At 54.3% G+C, this 16,641-nt stretch carries 11 protein-coding genes; 7 read left to right on the forward strand and 4 right to left on the reverse strand.

Going from position 1 to position 16,641, the window contains the following annotated elements; all coding sequences use genetic code 11:
* Window positions 1-4: 4 nt before the first annotated feature.
* The 3 genes from C0039_RS21480 (at window position 5) to C0039_RS00075 (ending at window position 4,140) form a co-directional block, all read left to right on the forward strand.
* Window positions 5-934: a glycosyltransferase family 2 protein gene (locus C0039_RS21480; protein WP_165786988.1), complete on the forward strand. Its 930-nt coding sequence runs from the start codon at window positions 5-7 to the stop codon at window positions 932-934.
* Window positions 935-1,737: 803 nt separating this feature from the next.
* Entirely contained in the window at window positions 1,738-3,000 is a 1,263-nt protein-coding gene (locus tag C0039_RS00070; protein WP_075999435.1) for a mechanosensitive ion channel family protein, read from the forward strand.
* A 66-nt stretch (window positions 3,001-3,066) separates the two neighbouring features.
* Complete coding sequence (locus tag C0039_RS00075) at window positions 3,067-4,140, forward strand: alpha/beta hydrolase family protein (RefSeq protein WP_165786989.1); 1,074 nt, start codon at window positions 3,067-3,069, stop codon at window positions 4,138-4,140.
* 60 nt (window positions 4,141-4,200) lie between these two features.
* Here the strand turns inward: C0039_RS00075 and C0039_RS00080 are convergent, their stop codons facing one another.
* Window positions 4,201-6,186 carry an SDR family oxidoreductase gene (locus tag C0039_RS00080; protein ID WP_075999437.1) on the reverse strand — a complete coding sequence of 662 codons (1,986 nt, stop codon included), beginning with the start codon at window positions 6,184-6,186 and terminating at the stop codon, window positions 4,201-4,203.
* Between the two features lie 250 nt (window positions 6,187-6,436).
* Between C0039_RS00080 and C0039_RS00085 the strand changes: the two genes are divergently transcribed.
* Window positions 6,437-7,318: a lysophospholipid acyltransferase family protein gene (locus C0039_RS00085; RefSeq protein ID WP_075999438.1), complete on the forward strand. Its 882-nt coding sequence runs from the start codon at window positions 6,437-6,439 to the stop codon at window positions 7,316-7,318.
* A 69-nt stretch (window positions 7,319-7,387) separates the two neighbouring features.
* The gene (locus C0039_RS00090; RefSeq protein WP_101516894.1) at window positions 7,388-8,785 is read left to right on the forward strand and encodes a wax ester/triacylglycerol synthase family O-acyltransferase; all 1,398 of its coding nucleotides are present in this window, start codon (window positions 7,388-7,390) and stop codon (window positions 8,783-8,785) included.
* A 9-nt stretch (window positions 8,786-8,794) separates the two neighbouring features.
* Here the strand turns inward: C0039_RS00090 and C0039_RS00095 are convergent, their stop codons facing one another.
* Together C0039_RS00095 and C0039_RS00100 are read right to left on the reverse strand one after the other, a co-directional pair.
* Complete coding sequence (locus C0039_RS00095; protein WP_101516895.1) at window positions 8,795-9,472, reverse strand: spermidine synthase; 678 nt, start codon at window positions 9,470-9,472, stop codon at window positions 8,795-8,797.
* 104 nt (window positions 9,473-9,576) lie between these two features.
* Window positions 9,577-10,749 (reverse strand): serine hydrolase domain-containing protein, encoded by a 1,173-nt coding sequence (locus C0039_RS00100; RefSeq protein ID WP_165786990.1) that lies wholly within the window; start codon window positions 10,747-10,749, stop codon window positions 9,577-9,579.
* A gap of 315 nt (window positions 10,750-11,064) precedes the next feature.
* On the opposite strand from C0039_RS00100, the gene C0039_RS00105 reads away from it, so the two are divergent.
* On the forward strand, window positions 11,065-11,925 hold the full coding sequence (locus tag C0039_RS00105) for a Rossmann-fold NAD(P)-binding domain-containing protein (RefSeq protein ID WP_207796336.1): 861 nt from the start codon (window positions 11,065-11,067) through the stop codon (window positions 11,923-11,925).
* A 78-nt stretch (window positions 11,926-12,003) separates the two neighbouring features.
* On the opposite strand, the gene C0039_RS00110 is transcribed toward C0039_RS00105, so the two are convergent.
* Entirely contained in the window at window positions 12,004-13,728 is a 1,725-nt protein-coding gene (locus tag C0039_RS00110; RefSeq protein ID WP_101516898.1) for an alpha/beta fold hydrolase, read from the reverse strand.
* 649 nt (window positions 13,729-14,377) lie between these two features.
* Between C0039_RS00110 and C0039_RS00115 the strand changes: the two genes are divergently transcribed.
* Window positions 14,378-16,450, forward strand: coding sequence for a beta-propeller domain-containing protein (locus C0039_RS00115; protein WP_101516899.1), 2,073 nt, complete (start codon window positions 14,378-14,380; stop codon window positions 16,448-16,450).
* Window positions 16,451-16,641: the final 191 nt, after the last annotated feature.

Genomic DNA, 16,641 nt, shown 5'->3' on the forward strand with positions numbered 1-16,641 from the left:
AGACTTGAAAACAGAGAATACGCCTTCGCAGCCATTAGTTAGCATAGTAACGGCTACTTACAACTGCAGTCACTTACTCAGGTTCTCTATCCAGAGCGTGGTTAATTCGACTTTTAGGGACTGGGAGCTTCTTGTTGTTGGAGACCACTGTACAGACGACACAGAAGAAGTCGTGAACTCCTTTGGTGATAGTCGAATCAAGTATCACAATCTTCCGACCAACAGCGGCCAGCAGTCCGCGCCAAATAATTATGGCGTATCAAAGGCCACTGGCAGGTACCTTTGTTTTTTGAATCAGGACGACATGTTTTTCCCGGATCATCTTGAGCAGATGGTGCGGACGATAGCTCTGAATAAGGCAAACATCATTCTTGCCAGGTACGCAGTTGTTCTCCCTTTCTCTGACAATTCCGATCCAGTAATCGTTAACGGAGGCTCACCTCTGAATGAAACTCGATATCACCCGGCAAAATGGTACATCGCCTCATCGTGGTTTATGTATCGTCAGGATGCGCTCGATGTAGGGGAATGGAAAGACCAGAATGAGTTGGCCATACCTCCGTCTCAAGAATGGCTCTTCAGAGCGTACCGAGTCGGGAAGATAATTTCCTGTACCGAGGAACCGTCATTGATTGCCCTCTATAGTGGAGCGAGGAAAGGCTCATACTCCAATGAATCGACGTTCGAGCACGCTTATATATATGACTTAATGAAGCACGACAGTTTTCGATGTACGCTCGTCAATAGTATTCGGAAGAACGAATCAGACTTGAATAAGTCCCCTCGAAAAGCAATTCGCAACCTTTATGACCGGGTTGCCGAGACCCTACTGGCTCCAATCGGCATCCACCCTTTCTTACCCGAAATGCTAATTCGGTACGGAGGCCGGGGCGGGTTTGTTCGCAAGTGGAGGTCAAAGATAAAGTCTCTCTGAAAAATTGCGACGGGCATTGGATGCCTTCCAATGCTGGAAAGCCAGCTAATCGCAGCATGGCTAAAAAATTTTTGCGAGGCTGAACGGCTGTTTAAAGTTACCACATAGCTCGCTCTCGCTTCTTGGCCCACTTGCGTAATAGCGCAGTTCGGCGCTGGCTTGAACTTCGCCTTACAGGTGGTCCTTACCGTAGGCATTCTTTACCGATTAAAGCGGACACAGGGTTTACACTTTCCCGGCCCAAATGGGATAACACCATGTCCGACCAGGTCATTCTCATCATCACGGAAACCTGAATTGTAGGTGGCGTCCAGCCCGCTGCGGACTGCCAGGTTTAACCCCCTTCCTGTTAGCACCCAGGTGCGGCCACCAGACCAATAACTTACATTCCGTAGCCTATGTTTCCGATATGATCTTTGCCCAGGTGCCAGGTGGCTCAGTTGCCTTTCCGGCCGGGCAGGCTACACCTTTTCCTGCTGCGCAAATGGTCAACTCCGCGAAAGCCTCCATGCCTCGTTTGCTTTTTACCCGTACAACTTCAGGCCCAGGTATGCCTATAATCATTCCTGCGCGGGTCATTGGTGTTCTCCTCATATAACGATCTTCGCAAAATCAGTTTAATGAATGCCGGTGTCCCCCCTTAGTGGTGATGGGCCGATTTCTGAAAGTCATCATAGATGAGCTGATTCGGGAAGTTGGCTGCGCAAGCCGCTATAACGGACTCGTTTACTTCGCTGGGAAAGTGGAGGCAATATCTATGGTCTCTTACGCCACGTCTTGTTACTTATTGTGGGGCTTAAAATTTGGATAATTTACGGGACGAATTCAAGGTATTTCTGCTGTCCTGGCTCGACAAGTATTGGCCAGGAGATACACAGCTGGAGTTCAACACGCTCGTTGTCATCTGGTTGGCTGTGTTCGCAGGTTTACTGCATTTCTTCTTGCATGGGTTTGTGCTTCGCGCGGGCAAACGATTGGCAGAAAAGGCCGGACAAAAATGGCAGCAATCTCCCGATGCGCTCAAGCTGTTCCGCAGAACATCATTTGTATTTCAGGGCATTGTCCTGCAGATACAGGCTGGGCTCTGGCTGGACGACTCTCAAACGCTGCTGCTGTTCATCAAGACGGCGACGGACCAGTGGATTCTGTTGTTTACATTGCTTTCTTTCTTCTCCTTGCTGGATTTCCTGCAAAAACTCACCTATGCGAGAAGCAGCAAGATCAACTTTCCACTACGTGGTCTACTACAAACACTTAAGCTCATCGCCAGCATTTTTGTCGCAATTCTGGCTGTTTCGATACTGATGGGTAAATCGCCATTGATCCTGCTAAGCGGCTTGGGAGCGATTTCCGCGGTCCTGATGCTGGTATTCAAGGACCCTATCCTGGGTCTGGTGGCGGGTATTCAGTTGTCGGCAAACGAAATGCTGGCCATTGGCGACTGGCTGGAGATGCCAAAGTATGGCGCAGATGGCGACGTGATAGACATCGGCCTCACCACGGTCAAAGTCCGAAACTGGGACAAAACCATCACCACAATTCCCACCTATGCGCTGATATCTGACTCGTTCAAGAACTGGCGGGGCATGACCGCATCAGGCGGAAGACGCATAAAGCGCAGCGTGCTGATAGATACCAGCAGCATTCAGTTCCTGCGCGATGACGATATAGAACGGCTCAAAAAGGCAGATCTTCTGGCCGGTTACCTTGATGACAAGATCAAGTCCATTGATTACGCCAACAGTAAAACGCTGACGGATATGTCGCTATCGATCAATGGCCGCAGGCTGACCAATATTGGCACCTTCAGAGGGTATATGGTGTCGTACCTGAAATCACATCCGGACATTCACCAGAAAATGACGCTGATAGTGAGGCAACTGAGTCCAACGAGTGAAGGACTTCCAATCGAGATCTATGCGTTCACCAACACGACATCCTGGGTCGCCTATGAAGACATTCAGTCTGATATATTTGACCATATTTTTGCGGTGTTGCCAGCGTTCGGCCTTAGAGCACACGAGGGACCAACGGGTCATGATATCCGCGCGTTAGTTGAGCGTTGACCTGGCAAGAGCGCCACGCCATTGACGGTATACCCAACACAATTTCAACAGTATAAGAGAATCATAGTGAAAACAGCCTATCTGTTATACAGCCTGATTGCCGCCTGCCTGCTGCTCTGTGCGTGCAGCCCAAAGCCCCAGAATACAGGCCCTTTAGCCATAGCGCCCGTTATCGACATCAACACCCATGACAGCAAACGTGATCGCAACATAACGATTCGATTGTGGGCTCCAGCCAGTATCGACAAACGGGAAAAGTATCCCTTAGTCATCTACGCACATGGATTTGGCGGCGATCTTGAAGACAGCCGCTGGGCCGCAGGATATCTCGCCAGCCACGGTTTTATTGTGGCTGCACTCCGATTCCCGAAAACCAATGGCGGCGATACGGATAACCTGGACATGAACGACCTGCTCAACCAGCCCGGCGACATTAGCTGGGTGATTGATGTCGCCACCGGCCTGCAGACCGGCTTGCCGGACAGGCTGAAGGATGCAGTTGACGATTCGCGCATAGCACTGGCCGGACATTCATTCGGGGGCTTGACTACTTACCTGGCAGCATTTGACAGGGAACTAATGGAGCCACGCCTTAAGGCCGCAATTCTGCTTGCCGCCGGTGCTGGCGATATATTTTATCCGCCCTTTTATGAGACCCGGGCCCTCCCCATGCTGTTAATCCATGGCGACCATGATCGACTGGTTGAATATAGCAGTACCAGCGCCCAAGCTTATGAGCGAGCCAATGCACCACGTGTACTGGTACAGCTAGTCGGCGGGACTCACTTAGGCCATGGCGAGGCCCACAGTATCGCTTTCAATTTCGACAACCTGCCTTGTTGGCTGGCTGCTGACAAGCTGAAGGATGACGGCAGCATAACTTTTCATACAGACCTTCAAAATCGCAAGTCCGCTGCAGGGGTGGGTGATTTCAGTGCACCCCCACCTTGTCAGTACCCGCTACCGTCAGGGTCGACAATGTCTACCGATCGTCAGAAATCTCTATCCAACGAGGTGATGCTGGCATTTCTGGAATACGCTCTGGCAGATAACCCGGACGAGAAGAGGCCTGCACTACTGAAAACCCTGCAAAGCATTGATGCCGCCCAGCGTGATGTAATTATCAAGAGCGCGCTTTAGGGAGTGGCCCGCGACTGTGTGGTCAAGCCGATAAAAGCCACCCCCCGCCAGAAACAGCGCCTAGAAATGTACCCCCTTCATCAGGGCGGCAATGGCCACCTGCTCGCTCGATGCCTCCACCTTCTCGGGCTTTTTCATCCCCTTGGACAGGGCAGACTCGTCGAACATGCTGAACGGTATGTTCATCGCAGTAGCCGCCAGCTTGGGCGCTACCAGGTGCCATATCTGGAACATCCTGCCCATGCCGGTGACAATGCGACTGGGGCGGTTGATAACCGCGTCCACTACCATGTCAGCGGCCTGCTCCGGCGAAAGGGTGGGGGCGACATCGTAGATCGCGGTCGGTCCGATCATGGGCGTACGCACCAGGGGCATGTTGATGTTGGTAAAGGCGATATTGCGGTTACAAAATTCCGCTTCCGCGCAGCGAGTCCAGCCTTCCAGCGCAGATTTGGACGCGATATAGGAGGAGAATCGTGCGGGCGGACCCACTACGCCCATGGAGGAAATATTGATGATATGACCGCTACGGCGCTCAGTCATCCCGGGCAGTACGCGCAGGCTCAGGCGCAGGGCGCCGAAATAGTTGATCTGCATAGTGCGTTCGAAGTCGTGGAAGCGGTCATAGGAGTGTTCAACGGCCCGTCGTATTGAGCGACCGGCATTATTGATCAGTACATCGACCCTGCCGTGGTCGGCAATAACCTGATCGATAAAGGCGTCGCAGGCCTCCATGACTGAGGCATCGCACTGGTAGATATGTGCTTCACCACCAACCTCAGCGACCCGCCTCTTGGCGTCTTCCAGAGTTTCCATGGTGCGCCCACTGAGGATTACCTTGGCACCGGCCTCACCCAGGCGAATAGCTGACGCAAGGCCGATGCCGGTGCCGCCCCCGGTGATGATCACCACCTTACCGCCAATGTTGCCCGCCAGCGAGCGGTCGATAAACAGCTCCGGATCGAGGTTACGTTCCCAGTAGTCCCACAGACGTGTGGCATAGCTTTTCAGCTCAGGTACTTCGATGCCGCTGCCGCGCAGGGCAATCTCCGTCTCCCGGTTGTCAAACTTGGTATTCCAGGTAAAGAACATGGTGGCGTCCACCGGCATGCCAATGCTCTCCATGGCGGTTGCCATCATTCGTTTTACCGGGGGCAGCTTGCTTAGCATTGAGACCAGGTTGGAAGGGATGAATGAAAATATGTTGGTATCCAGGCGCAAGGCGAACCGCGGAGCCTTCGCGGCCTCGGCAAAGATATTCATCATCTCGCCAGCGCCGTAGTGGTCCGGGTTCGTCAGATGGAAGGCACGGGAGTCACAGTCCTCCTTATGTGCAATATAGTCCATGGCCGAAACCACATAATCCACCGGCACAATATTGAAGCTGCCCATATCGACACCAATCAGTGGAAACCAGGGCGGCAGTGCTTTACGCAGTTTGGAGAGGGTCTGAAAGCTATAGTAGGGTCCATCGGCCTTGTCAATCTCGCCAGTCTCGGAGTGCCCAACAACGGAAGCGGGACGGTAGACGCGCCAGGGAATCTCGCACTCCTTTCGAACTATCGCCTCGGAATCGTGCTTGGTGCGGAAGTAAGGGTGGGCAAGGTCGCCCGCTTCCTCGAACATGCCTTCGCGGAAGGTACCCTGGTACTTGCCCCCGACGGCAATTGAACTCACATGCTGGAAACAGCCGGCCTCTATGTCCTGCGCACACGCAACGGCGTTGCGAGTGCCCTCGACATTGGCTATCTGTTGGCTTTCGGCTGATGCATTCAGGTCGTATATGGCCGCTACGTGGAAAAAGTGTTTCACCTGACCGCGCATTTTCTGGCGCTCGCCCTCATCAAGACCGAGCAGCGGTTCGCTTAAATCGCCATATACCGGCACGATGCGGTCGGCGGCCATGGCATAGCGCTCCTTGAGGGCATCTACTTTGTGCTGGGACTCTCTGCGCGCCAGCACATATACCAAGCCCTCTCTCTGTAATAGCTTTTCTACCAGAAACTTACCGATAAACCCGGTTGCACCTGTTACGAAGTAGCTCATTCTGAATCTCCTGAACGATGACGTTATTTTTTTATCATGACTGATACTGCCTCTTTATCTTAGAACATATACCGCCCATTTGTGTAAGCAATAATTGGTGAATGGCGAAAGCGACAAACCACTTATGCGGAAAAAGAGAGGGGCGTGAAAATTCCAGCCATGGAATTTTGCAATTTTTCACACTGCCGCTGCTCCGGGGCAAGTAATAGACTACTTTTCTATTGATGAGTAGCTAAAGTCGGAGAGACTTATGAGTGCGAAGAAACAAGCGCAGGAAACCAAAACTGATTTCACCGACCAGGAAATCGCCGAACTGATCGAGGCCTTCCTCTCCATCGAAGGTCCCAACGAAAAAATGTTTGCCCAATTGTACAGACTCATTCAGTTCTATTTCAGGCCCACAGTCGTCGGCCTGGAAAACATACCGGATGAGCCTACGCTGTTTATCGGAAATCATGCCATGTTTGGCCTGGACGGACTGATCCTTATGCCTACCGTTTATGCCGAGACAGGGCGCTTCCTCCGTGCAATGGGCGATAAGGCCTGGTTCCAGACTCCCACGGGGATGAAGATGGCTGATGGCGGCATGGTACTGGGCAACCCCCAGGTGTGCAGCGCCCTGATGGAAAACGGCCACGACCTGTTGGTATTCCCTGGCGGTGCAGGCGAGGCGAATAAAACGGCAGGTGAAAAATACACACTCAAATGGCGTGAGCGTTACGGCTTTGTGCGCATGGCTGCACAGCACGGATACAATATCACTCCCTTTGGTACGGTAGGTCCTGATGACTGGTGGGATCACGCCATGGAGGGTGAGGAACTCCTCAACAGTAAGCTGGTGAAACTATTACAAAAAAGAGGGATCGTCGGTGATATCCGCCCCGATCTCGTACCGCCAATCCCGCGCGGACTTTTTAACACTTTGCTACCCAAGCCCGAGCCCTGTTACCTCGCCTTCGGGGAGCCGATCGAAGTTCCGGATTGCACCGGAAAAGCTGTGAGCAAACGCATACAGTCCTCCGTACGTGAGGCGACGGCAGCCAGCATTGAAGGCCTTGTGGCCGACATGCTGCTCATGCGCAGCCAGGATAAGCAAAACCAGGGTTTCATGCGCAGGTTGTTGACGCGGTAAAGGGCTGCACGATTCTCTCTAAAGGGCTATTCTGGTAAAACCTCAGCGGGAACCTGGAAGTAACCACCCATGGAGCAGCTGTCAGGGCTTGACGCCGCGTTTGTCCACCAGGACAGCGCCCGTACGCCCATGCACGTCACCGCCGCCCTGATTTATGATGCTACGAATAGCACACTGACCCTGCCACTGGTGGAAAGGCTGGTACGTACTCGCCTGCTGTCGGAGGCCCTGTTTCAGCGCAAACTACATCGTGTCGCCATGGATTTTGATACCCCCTACTGGGTCCCCGCAGGAGATATTGAGTGGTCATACCACCTCAAATCAAACCGTATACCGGTCGGGGGCACCTGGGAATCATTTCAGGAGATTCTGCAAAACGAGCACAGCAGGCGAATGAACCTGCAGAAACCTCTATGGCAGCTTTCCCTGATTACGGGACTGAATGGCATCCCTGACCTTCCACCTGAATGCCAGGTGCTTATACTCAAAGCACACCACGCGGCGATAGATGGAATTTCTCTTGCCCGGCTACTGGCGCGTCTGCATGGTATGGAGACGGCAAACCAGAGCGGCGGGCAGTGGCAGTCATCGCAGCCCAACCAATGGGATATCTGGTCGCGGGCGAACCTCCACTCTCTCAACCGCCAGCTCAAACTTGCCGAGACCATGGGCAAGCTGTTGCCGGGACTGATGCGTGCACGGGAGACCAGGCACAATGCACCGGAGCTTCCGCCTCCCTTGCGTAACCGGGCCCGCTTTAATGACCAGGTCAGCGCTCGCCGCAGCGTGGGCGTGCTGTTGATATCCAGAGCCGATATTGAACATATAAAGCGACAGGTACGGCGAGTCACTTACAACGACATCACTTCTGCCGTGATCGCAGGCGGTTTGCGAAAATACCTGCAGAAGAAAGGCGAGCTGCCATCCGGCAGCCTGGCTGCGGGTATGCCCATCAGCCTTCGCTCTTCTGCCGATGAACCCTCCGGCAGCAATAGAATTGCCACCATGTCGGTGGGACTGGGAACAGAGCTCGAGGACCCTGTAGAGCGCCTGAGGAGGATTCACCGCTATGCCGTGGCAGGCAAGAAGGCAATCAGCGCCCTGGGGACCGGGACAATTATGGATATCAGCGACAGCATCGCCCCACCAGTATTGGCAGAGGGAATACGAACACTGGCCTGGGCCAGTCGCGTGGCTCCCGTTCCTGTGCCATTCCACACGATGATATCAAATGTGCCAGGGCCGGAAGGTGATCAACAACTTGATGGAGCGCCATTACTGGCGTGCCTGGGACTGGGGCCTGTACGCGATAATATGGGTTTGTTCCACACGATCAGCAGCACATCCAGCCGGTTTTCGATTTCTTTCAATGCCTGCAGAAAACTGATGACCAACGCCGATGACTACCTCACCTGCCTGGAATCGGCCCTTAATGACTTACTGGAGGCTGCGTCTACCCTCCGGTAATAACTGGTCTTACGCTTTGTGCCCCAGAAATATAGTGTGGTGGCTCCCCTTGCCCGGTCGAGCTCTCACTGATCGGACCGATGCATTGAACCGCGCTTTCTTCAAGCGGTTCAAAAAAAGCCGATCCGGCCCTGCCGACCACACGGCGAGTGAACCTCGTGGGCGCAACGCCCGAAATATGGCCTTGAGCCCAGCCTCGGAATATAGCCATTGGTTTTCAGTTTGAGTGAGTCCCTCAGGGCCATTGTCGACGTCCAGGAGTATGGCATCGTACTCAGATTCACTCTTCTCCAGTAATTCGGCAACATCACCGACAAAAACCCGGCTTCTGGCGTCATCCAATGGCCTGTCTGCGCAATCACCGAGTGGCCCATGATTCCATTCGATGACCTCGGGGATTAGCTCGGCCACCGTCACCCGGGCTGTCGCAGAGACGGATTGTAAAGCAGCGGCGAGCGTAAAGCCCATCCCCATCCCCCCAACCAGAACCTGCGCTGAGCCTACTGATTTAAGGCGAGAGCAACCAATAGTCGCCAATGCTTCTTCCGAGCCGTGCACCCTGCTGTTCATGAGCTCACCGCGTATTCCGGAGAGCCTGATAGAGAACTCATCGCCTCGCTGCGACAGCTTCAGTTCGCCACCATCATTGGGTATCGTAGCCGAGCCAAGAAGAGACCATTTGTTCATCTTTTACTGCCGCAGCCTGTCGATTAAGGCGAAGCACGATAACACAAAATGCAATCGGTTCCGTCTAGATAGGGGCCTCAGAGTCAGGCTGTGAATCCCGTATGTCAGATCGCCTCCAAGCACTCGTAGGCGGCCCTGACCAGCCCTATGGTTCGGGGGTCACCCTCCGCATTGAAATGCATGGCGTTCATCACGTAGGCAAACCCCAACTGTGCGTCGGGATCGGCGAATGCGAGCGCGCCACCGGCTCCCGGGTGTCCAAAACTGTTGGGGCCGGCACCCGGCGCCAGGGTCGGCTGCAGGCCATAGCCCAGGCCGAAGCAGGTTTCGTGAAAGATAACCGCATCAGCCCCTCTCACCTGCTGCTCACACGCCTTCGCCAGTTGCTCTTGTCCAAGCAGGCGCACACCATCCACTTCAGCAATCAGTCCGGAATAAAGCCTCGCCAGGGAGCGAGCATCGCCCACGCCGTTGGATGAGGGCATCTCAGCAGCCAGGACATCGGGCCTGTTCCACATTGCGTTATAGCCAAACAGGCCACTGGGGCCACTCATAACACGCGCTGTAAGGCTGTCAGCACCCAGCAGCTCTGCAACGGCGTCACTGCCCCCCTCCGGTTGCACCAGCGTGGCGCAACAGGCAAGCTCAGATTCCGGTAGCCCCACCCAGTAACGCAGGCCCAGTGGCGCCGCGATATGCCTGGCCAGGTAAGCCCCAGGAGATTCCCCGGTAATCCTGCGGATCAGCTCACCAAGAATCCACCCGAAAGAGCGGGCATGGTAGCCGTGCTGTGTGCCCGGCTCCCAGTTGGGGGCCTGCGCGGCAATCGCGGCGACTACCGGTTCCCAGGCCAGCACCTGCTCAAGGGTGAGGTCTCCGTCCACTGCTGCCAGGCCTGCGCTGTGTGTCAGCACCAACCGGGTAGTAATGCTCTCCTTACCATTGCAGCCAAACTCAGGCCAATAATGTGCGATGGGTAAATCGATATCCAGTCGACCCGCCTCTGCCAACTGGTGGATACAGGTCGCTGTAGGTCCCTTGGCCGCAGAAAACACCAGGCAAATAGTGTCTTCCTGCCAGGCACTTCCGCTGCCCACATCCGCCAGGCCGCCCCAGATATCCACCACGGGGTGCCCACGGTAGTAGAGGGCACAAGCTGCGCCGACTTCCTGGTGATTGGTAAAATTGTCGGCAAATGCTAGGGCCACTGGCTCAAAGCCTGTTGCCACCCTGCCCTCTACTACTCCCCGCTCCAGTTGGATTGCAATCGTCTTCAATATAAGGTCCCCGCAGTTTGCCAGCTGGAATGCCCCATCCCAGGCGCAATGCCATAACGAAGAGGGTGGGAAGCACGGCCTGGAAAGATCCGCAGTATAGCCGCAAGCACTGTCTCGATGCGATTTCGCCTCACAACCACCCCACTTTACCACCAGGGTGAGGACATCGAAAAAGCAACTTCTCCAGGTCAGTTGGTAACCGGTGGGAATGGGCGACGCTTGTATTTTTCAACCAATCGCTTCGCTTAGGCGCAACGGCTTTATCTGGCAATATCGCAATACCCGTACACAACCAGGCTGCTAATATTGGCCACTATGAAGTTACCCAGACCAAGAACTATCCTGCTTACACCCGTCATCCTGCTCACCGTCGCTTACGTTGCATTGGCTATCCGTGTTGCAACCCACGACAATAGTGTAGCTGCAATGGTGACTGCACCCGCCAACCTGAAAATGGTCGCCATATTTGGCGCCAGCGGAACGGCCGGTGACGGCATTCTCGAAGCGGCGATGGCGAACCCCGAGATCAGCAAGATACATGTGATTACGCGACGATCCACGGCGCGAATCGACGCGGGTATCGCCTCAGGTAAAGTCCTGATGACGGCACACAGGGACTACCTGGACTATTCTGATATTGTCGAACAGTTAGCTGAGGTTGATGCTGTTTTCTGGGCGATCGGCATCAGCTCGATAGGCGCCGATGAAGAAACTTACCGCAGGATCCATATTGATTTCCCCCAACAGTTTCTAAAAGAATGGATCAATGTTGGCACCAAACCCTCGGCGTCTTTTCACTTCATTAGCTCCAGCGATATCTCCGCAGACTCAACTGCCATGTGGGCGCGAGTAAAAATTGAGGCTGAAAACACACTGTCCGACCTGGCGAAAGACAATAGTTTACGCGTTATTGCATACCGACCTGATTATATTGGTCCGACTGACGAAGAAGCGCACATTGGGCAGGCATTAGTTTACTGGTTCTTTGCACCCGTCGGCGCCGCTGTCAAGGCAGAACAAATCGGTCAGGCAATGATCGAGGTTGTCATCCGCGGTGACCAATTTGCCAATGGAGACAAGCTAAGCAACCAACTTATTCTTCGCTACAGCAACGCCTACGAAGACAGGAATGAGGTGCGTAGCGCCAATATCGCCGGAACTGTCAACGCTCCATAACTTACCCGCCATGAGTTAACGAGCTGTCATCATGGCGCAGAATCGACGACGCCGGGCGGAATTCACCAGCGGGTTCGGTCAATTTTGTGTGCCCGGCCAGACGGTGCCCTCCTGCTCACTCGCTTGAGCCCGCAGCATCCAGTAGCCTGCAGGAACGTAGTTTTGCGATTGCTGATTCAGCACCCGCGACCCTCCCAGCAACCCGGCGAGATCCTTGAGCATAAGCGGGCTATCTGAAATATATGAGTGTCCTGTTGATGCTTCACTCACGTCCACTGTCTGCATGGGCGGCGCGACCATAGGTGCCGGGTAGGTTTCGCCCGCACGTTGATAGTTTTGCTCACTTTCGCCCTGCAGCGCTCGGGAAAGGCGTAATGCGGAGTCGTGTGCTGATGCGTATAGAGTCACCCCTTTCATTACCTGTGCGAGGATTGCGATTTTTTGCTCCAGGAGATCCCTTGCGATATCGGGTGCCGCAAAGACGAGCTGGCCGAAGCGGTTACTTTCGGGAAGACGGCCATTCATATCTTCGACGGCCTGCACCAGGGCTCGACTTCCCATACTGTGGGCTATCAAGTGAATTCGCGTGGCCCCGGATTCCCGATGCAGTTCCTCCAGAAACGCCCGCAGGTGAACCACCGTCGTCTCCACGTTTTTGGCGTCAGTCAGATAGTCCATAACCGCTCCCTGAGACGGCCAACTGAAGAAAATGGAAGCACCGGCAAATTTCATGTCATGCGCAATTTGCGCAGTTCGAAATGCAGCATCTTCAAACGTATTGTGAAAGCCGTGGACGAATACAAAAGCGGATTTTCTCGTGTCACTCTCGATTATCTTATTCAACCCGGCATAGAAATCTTCACTGCTACCGGGCTGTATAGAATCCAGCTGAAAGTGCTTCGTGGAATCAACCACCAATTCAAAGCGGAAGAGTTGGGGGCGCGGAACCTCGCCTACCTCCCGTTTATTCGGGATAGATACGTCCACGTAGCCGCGTTGGTAGGGTATCGCCCCCTTTCCAGCGCTACGAATTTCATTGCCGTATTGAATGCTCAGGCCCCGATCACGTTGCAACATCTGCAGGGCTTCCTGCAACCCTCGCCCCGACGTCAATAGCACAAGCAGTCCAGCACCAATGGCGACAGTTAATCGAAATCGCCGCTGGTAGCGCTCCTTGATATAGCGACGGATAAGAAACAGAAAAATCACGCCAAGTAATAGCGCAACGACAGGCAGCAGAAAAGGCTTCCAGTAATCCGAGGACTGACGATTCAGAGAGTTCCTGTTGGTCGCGTAGTACACGCGCTTGATAAAAGACGGGCTGACACCTGTCTCCACCACCAGCGTTTTATCGGCAACTACCGCCGGATCAAGCGCGCTTGGAGCACTTGATCCTGCTGCAGGCTCCAGGCTATTCAAGAGCTCCTGATAGTCTCGACCCTGCCTGGCGAGGTCTGCTTCCAGTTGCTGATTTTTTTGTAGAAATGCTCGTGACTTTTCCGTGGCACTGCGCTCTGCAGCGCGGGCAACATCGAGCTGATCTTTCAGCGCAACGACGCGGGCAGACTCAACGTCTCCCTGACGGCGCAGTACTTCAAGCTGGAGTGTAAGGTCTGCGATGCGCGACCGGTTTTTCTCCAGCTCTTTTCTCGCAAGCTCAAGCTCAGCCTTGTTCGCTGCCAGTTCTGCCTTCAGTGCAGCAATTTCACCTGTCGCTTGCTGTTGAGAGGAAACATCTGTGTGCTGCCCCGAACACGCAGCCAGCAAGAGCGGCAAAGCTAAAACCAGATAGGCGACCTTCATGATGCCCTCGGTATTCTTTTTGAGTGATCGTGATGCCTGAAGTCCAGACTCTAGCAGATCGTGATGACCGTGCACCAGCTTGTGGGCCCACACAACAGAGAGACGCAGTATGCTATTCTCGCAAGGGTCATCTAAATTACCAAGCCAGTAAACTATGAACTACCCAGCATATATTGCTGCTTTCATATCAGCGATCTCGATTTGCTCTCCCAATAGCGCAAGCGCCACCAGCAGTACGCAACCAGTGGCCAGGGTCTACTCAATGTATTCCTGCACTTTGCGACCATTCAATCGCAACTATGTGGATGTAGCGGTAAAGGAGAAGCGAGCACGTCAAAAAGTACACAAACGCTGTGAACAGAAAGAAGGCAAGATGAACATCTTCTGCAAGGAAGAAAAAGCTGAATGCACATCAGTAAATGTCAAAATTCGCGAGTAAAGGCTGCTCTGCGCGCGAAGAAATGTACCTGCACTGTCCCGCCCCGGAAGGGCCCGACTTGATTCAAATTTGCGCAGCATTGAACGCCCAGGCTCGGAAGTGGCGGTTTTCCGGTATATTTCCGGGCAGGACTTTCACAGCATTCCTCCCGCTGAGAGACTATAGTGCGGTGTAGGTGACTAACGTATTGTATTGGAGTGAGGCGACGATATGACGGTTTTGGGCCACTGTTTCAGGCTGGGGGTTGGGTTATCGTTCATATTGTTATGCGCCTGCGGTGGAGGCGGTAGCAGCGGCGGCCCCGCTGCACCGGAGGCACCTCAGCCGGAAGCAACCTCTTTCGGCGCCCTCAAGCCAGCTGAATCCACCCTGGAACTACTGGACAGCCTGCGACAGGGACTGTCCACCGCCAGCTTCCTGGACGACGAAGTCAAAACAGAGCCGGCGGTAGACACCGGGGAGGATACAGCCGGACTCTTCGCCACAAACGGGAACTTCACTACAACCAACTTGCAGGAAGCGGGAGTAGAAGAGGCAGACATTCTGAAGTACGACGGAGAAATCCTGTACTTCATCCAACGCGAAGACAACGCACTCCCCTTCGACCAGCAGCCGGCCGACGCTGCGCTGATCGCCCCACAGCCGCAGTCCAGCCGCATCCAGCTGTTACGCACCGATGTTGACACACCGTCCGTCACGCAATTGGCCAGCATCGACCTTTCCAATGGGAGTGATTGGTTTGAGGGGCTGTATATCCACGAGTCTGCGAACGGCAAATTCCTGGTCGCCCTGGGGGGCAGCCACTCAGCATCCCCCGTAGAGGCTCTAGCGCTGGACTACTACTGGCAGGATGGGCAGACATCCGTGACAGTGTGGGATGTAACCGACCCGGCCACACCCCTAAACGCTTGGAAGCTGGAACTTGACGGCCGTCTGCTGGCCTCGCGCCGAATCGACAATCGCCTTTACCTGGTCACACGTTTCACGCCCTCAGTGGAGGGTGTGATTGATTATCCCCAGACCCAGGAGCAAGTTGATGCCAACCAGGAGTTGATTTCCTCCGCACCCCTGCACGATCTGCTACCTGACTACCGACTGGACGACGGCCCCCCTGCGGAGTTACTTTCGGCGCAGGACTGCTATTTGCCGAATCCCGACTACGAAGGTGGGCAGGGCGCGACTGCCGGTGGCGGAATTGTCACGGTCACGTCCATCGACCTCACCGGTGCCGGCAATCCCCAGTCCCTGTGCCTGAACACTGACAGCGATGGTTACTATGTTTCCCCACAAAGCCTGTATGTCAGTTGGGGCGGTGCAGACAACGCAACTCTTGTGCACAAAATCCACCTCGGAGAAAGCGGTCCTGAATATCGCGGCAGTGGCCAGGTGCCCGGCTATTTAGGCACCCAAAACCCCGCATTTCTTATGTCTGAGTCAGGTAAAGAGTTGCGTGTGGTCAGTAGCTTGTGGACTGAACGGCCAGAGCCTTTCACCGACAATGCGGCAGAAGTCGACACCTCAGCTGATTACGGACCCCATCGTCTCACAGTGCTTAAAGAGAACATCGACGGAACAGAATTGGAACAACTGGCCCAGATACCGAATGCTGCGCACACCGAAAAGATTGGCAAGCCCGGGGAACAGGTCTACGCCGCTCGCTTTGTTGATGACCGCGCTTATATTGTAACCTTTGAGATCATCGATCCTCTCTATGTTATTGATCTCTCTACGCCGGAGGACCCCCGTGTCAGCGGCGAACTTGAATTGCCGGGTTTCTCTACCATGTTGCAACCGCTGGGCCAGGACTTGCTGCTGGGCATTGGTCATGATGTGCCTCCAGAGGCAGAGGGCCTGGTCCAGGGAATCAAAATTGCGCTGTTCGATGTGGCAAATATACAAGCGCCCGCGGAGTTGGCCAGCGAAGTCATTGGTAAGCGCGGCAGTTACAGCCCTGCGCTATCCAACCACCATAGCCTTAGCGTCCAAACGACCGACGATGGGCACCGTATCGCCCTGCCGATTGTCCGGCACGCTTTCACCAAAACGCCGGATATGAATCCACCAAACTCGGCGCAATGGTACAACTGGAGCGACACCGGTCTATACCTGTTTGATATCGCGTCTGCTACGGGCGAACTATCATTGCGCGACACGCTTCTAGTCGAACAGCGGGAGGATGAAACTTCCTGGCCACAGCTGGACGTATACAACGCCCGTGCAGTCATTCATGAGAATGCGGTCTTCTTCCTTGTAGGCGACCAGATCCGGGCCCGAAAATGGTAGCCTGGCCAACATCAGCAAGAACCGGGTTCGACCATTCCTTTGTCGCTTACGCGCTCGCTTCTGACACGTTGCAGTGCCCGGTGTTTGCCTTTACGAAATGAATGGCCTATAATCATTTTTGTTGAAAAATCACTACTTTTATAGGGTTTTTTTAAATGAACGCCCCGCACAACCGAATCTACGAGCCACCT

Origin of the sequence: Pseudohalioglobus lutimaris (assembly GCF_002866825.1) — a bacterium.
Taxonomy (GTDB): domain Bacteria; phylum Pseudomonadota; class Gammaproteobacteria; order Pseudomonadales; family Halieaceae; genus Halioglobus; species Halioglobus lutimaris.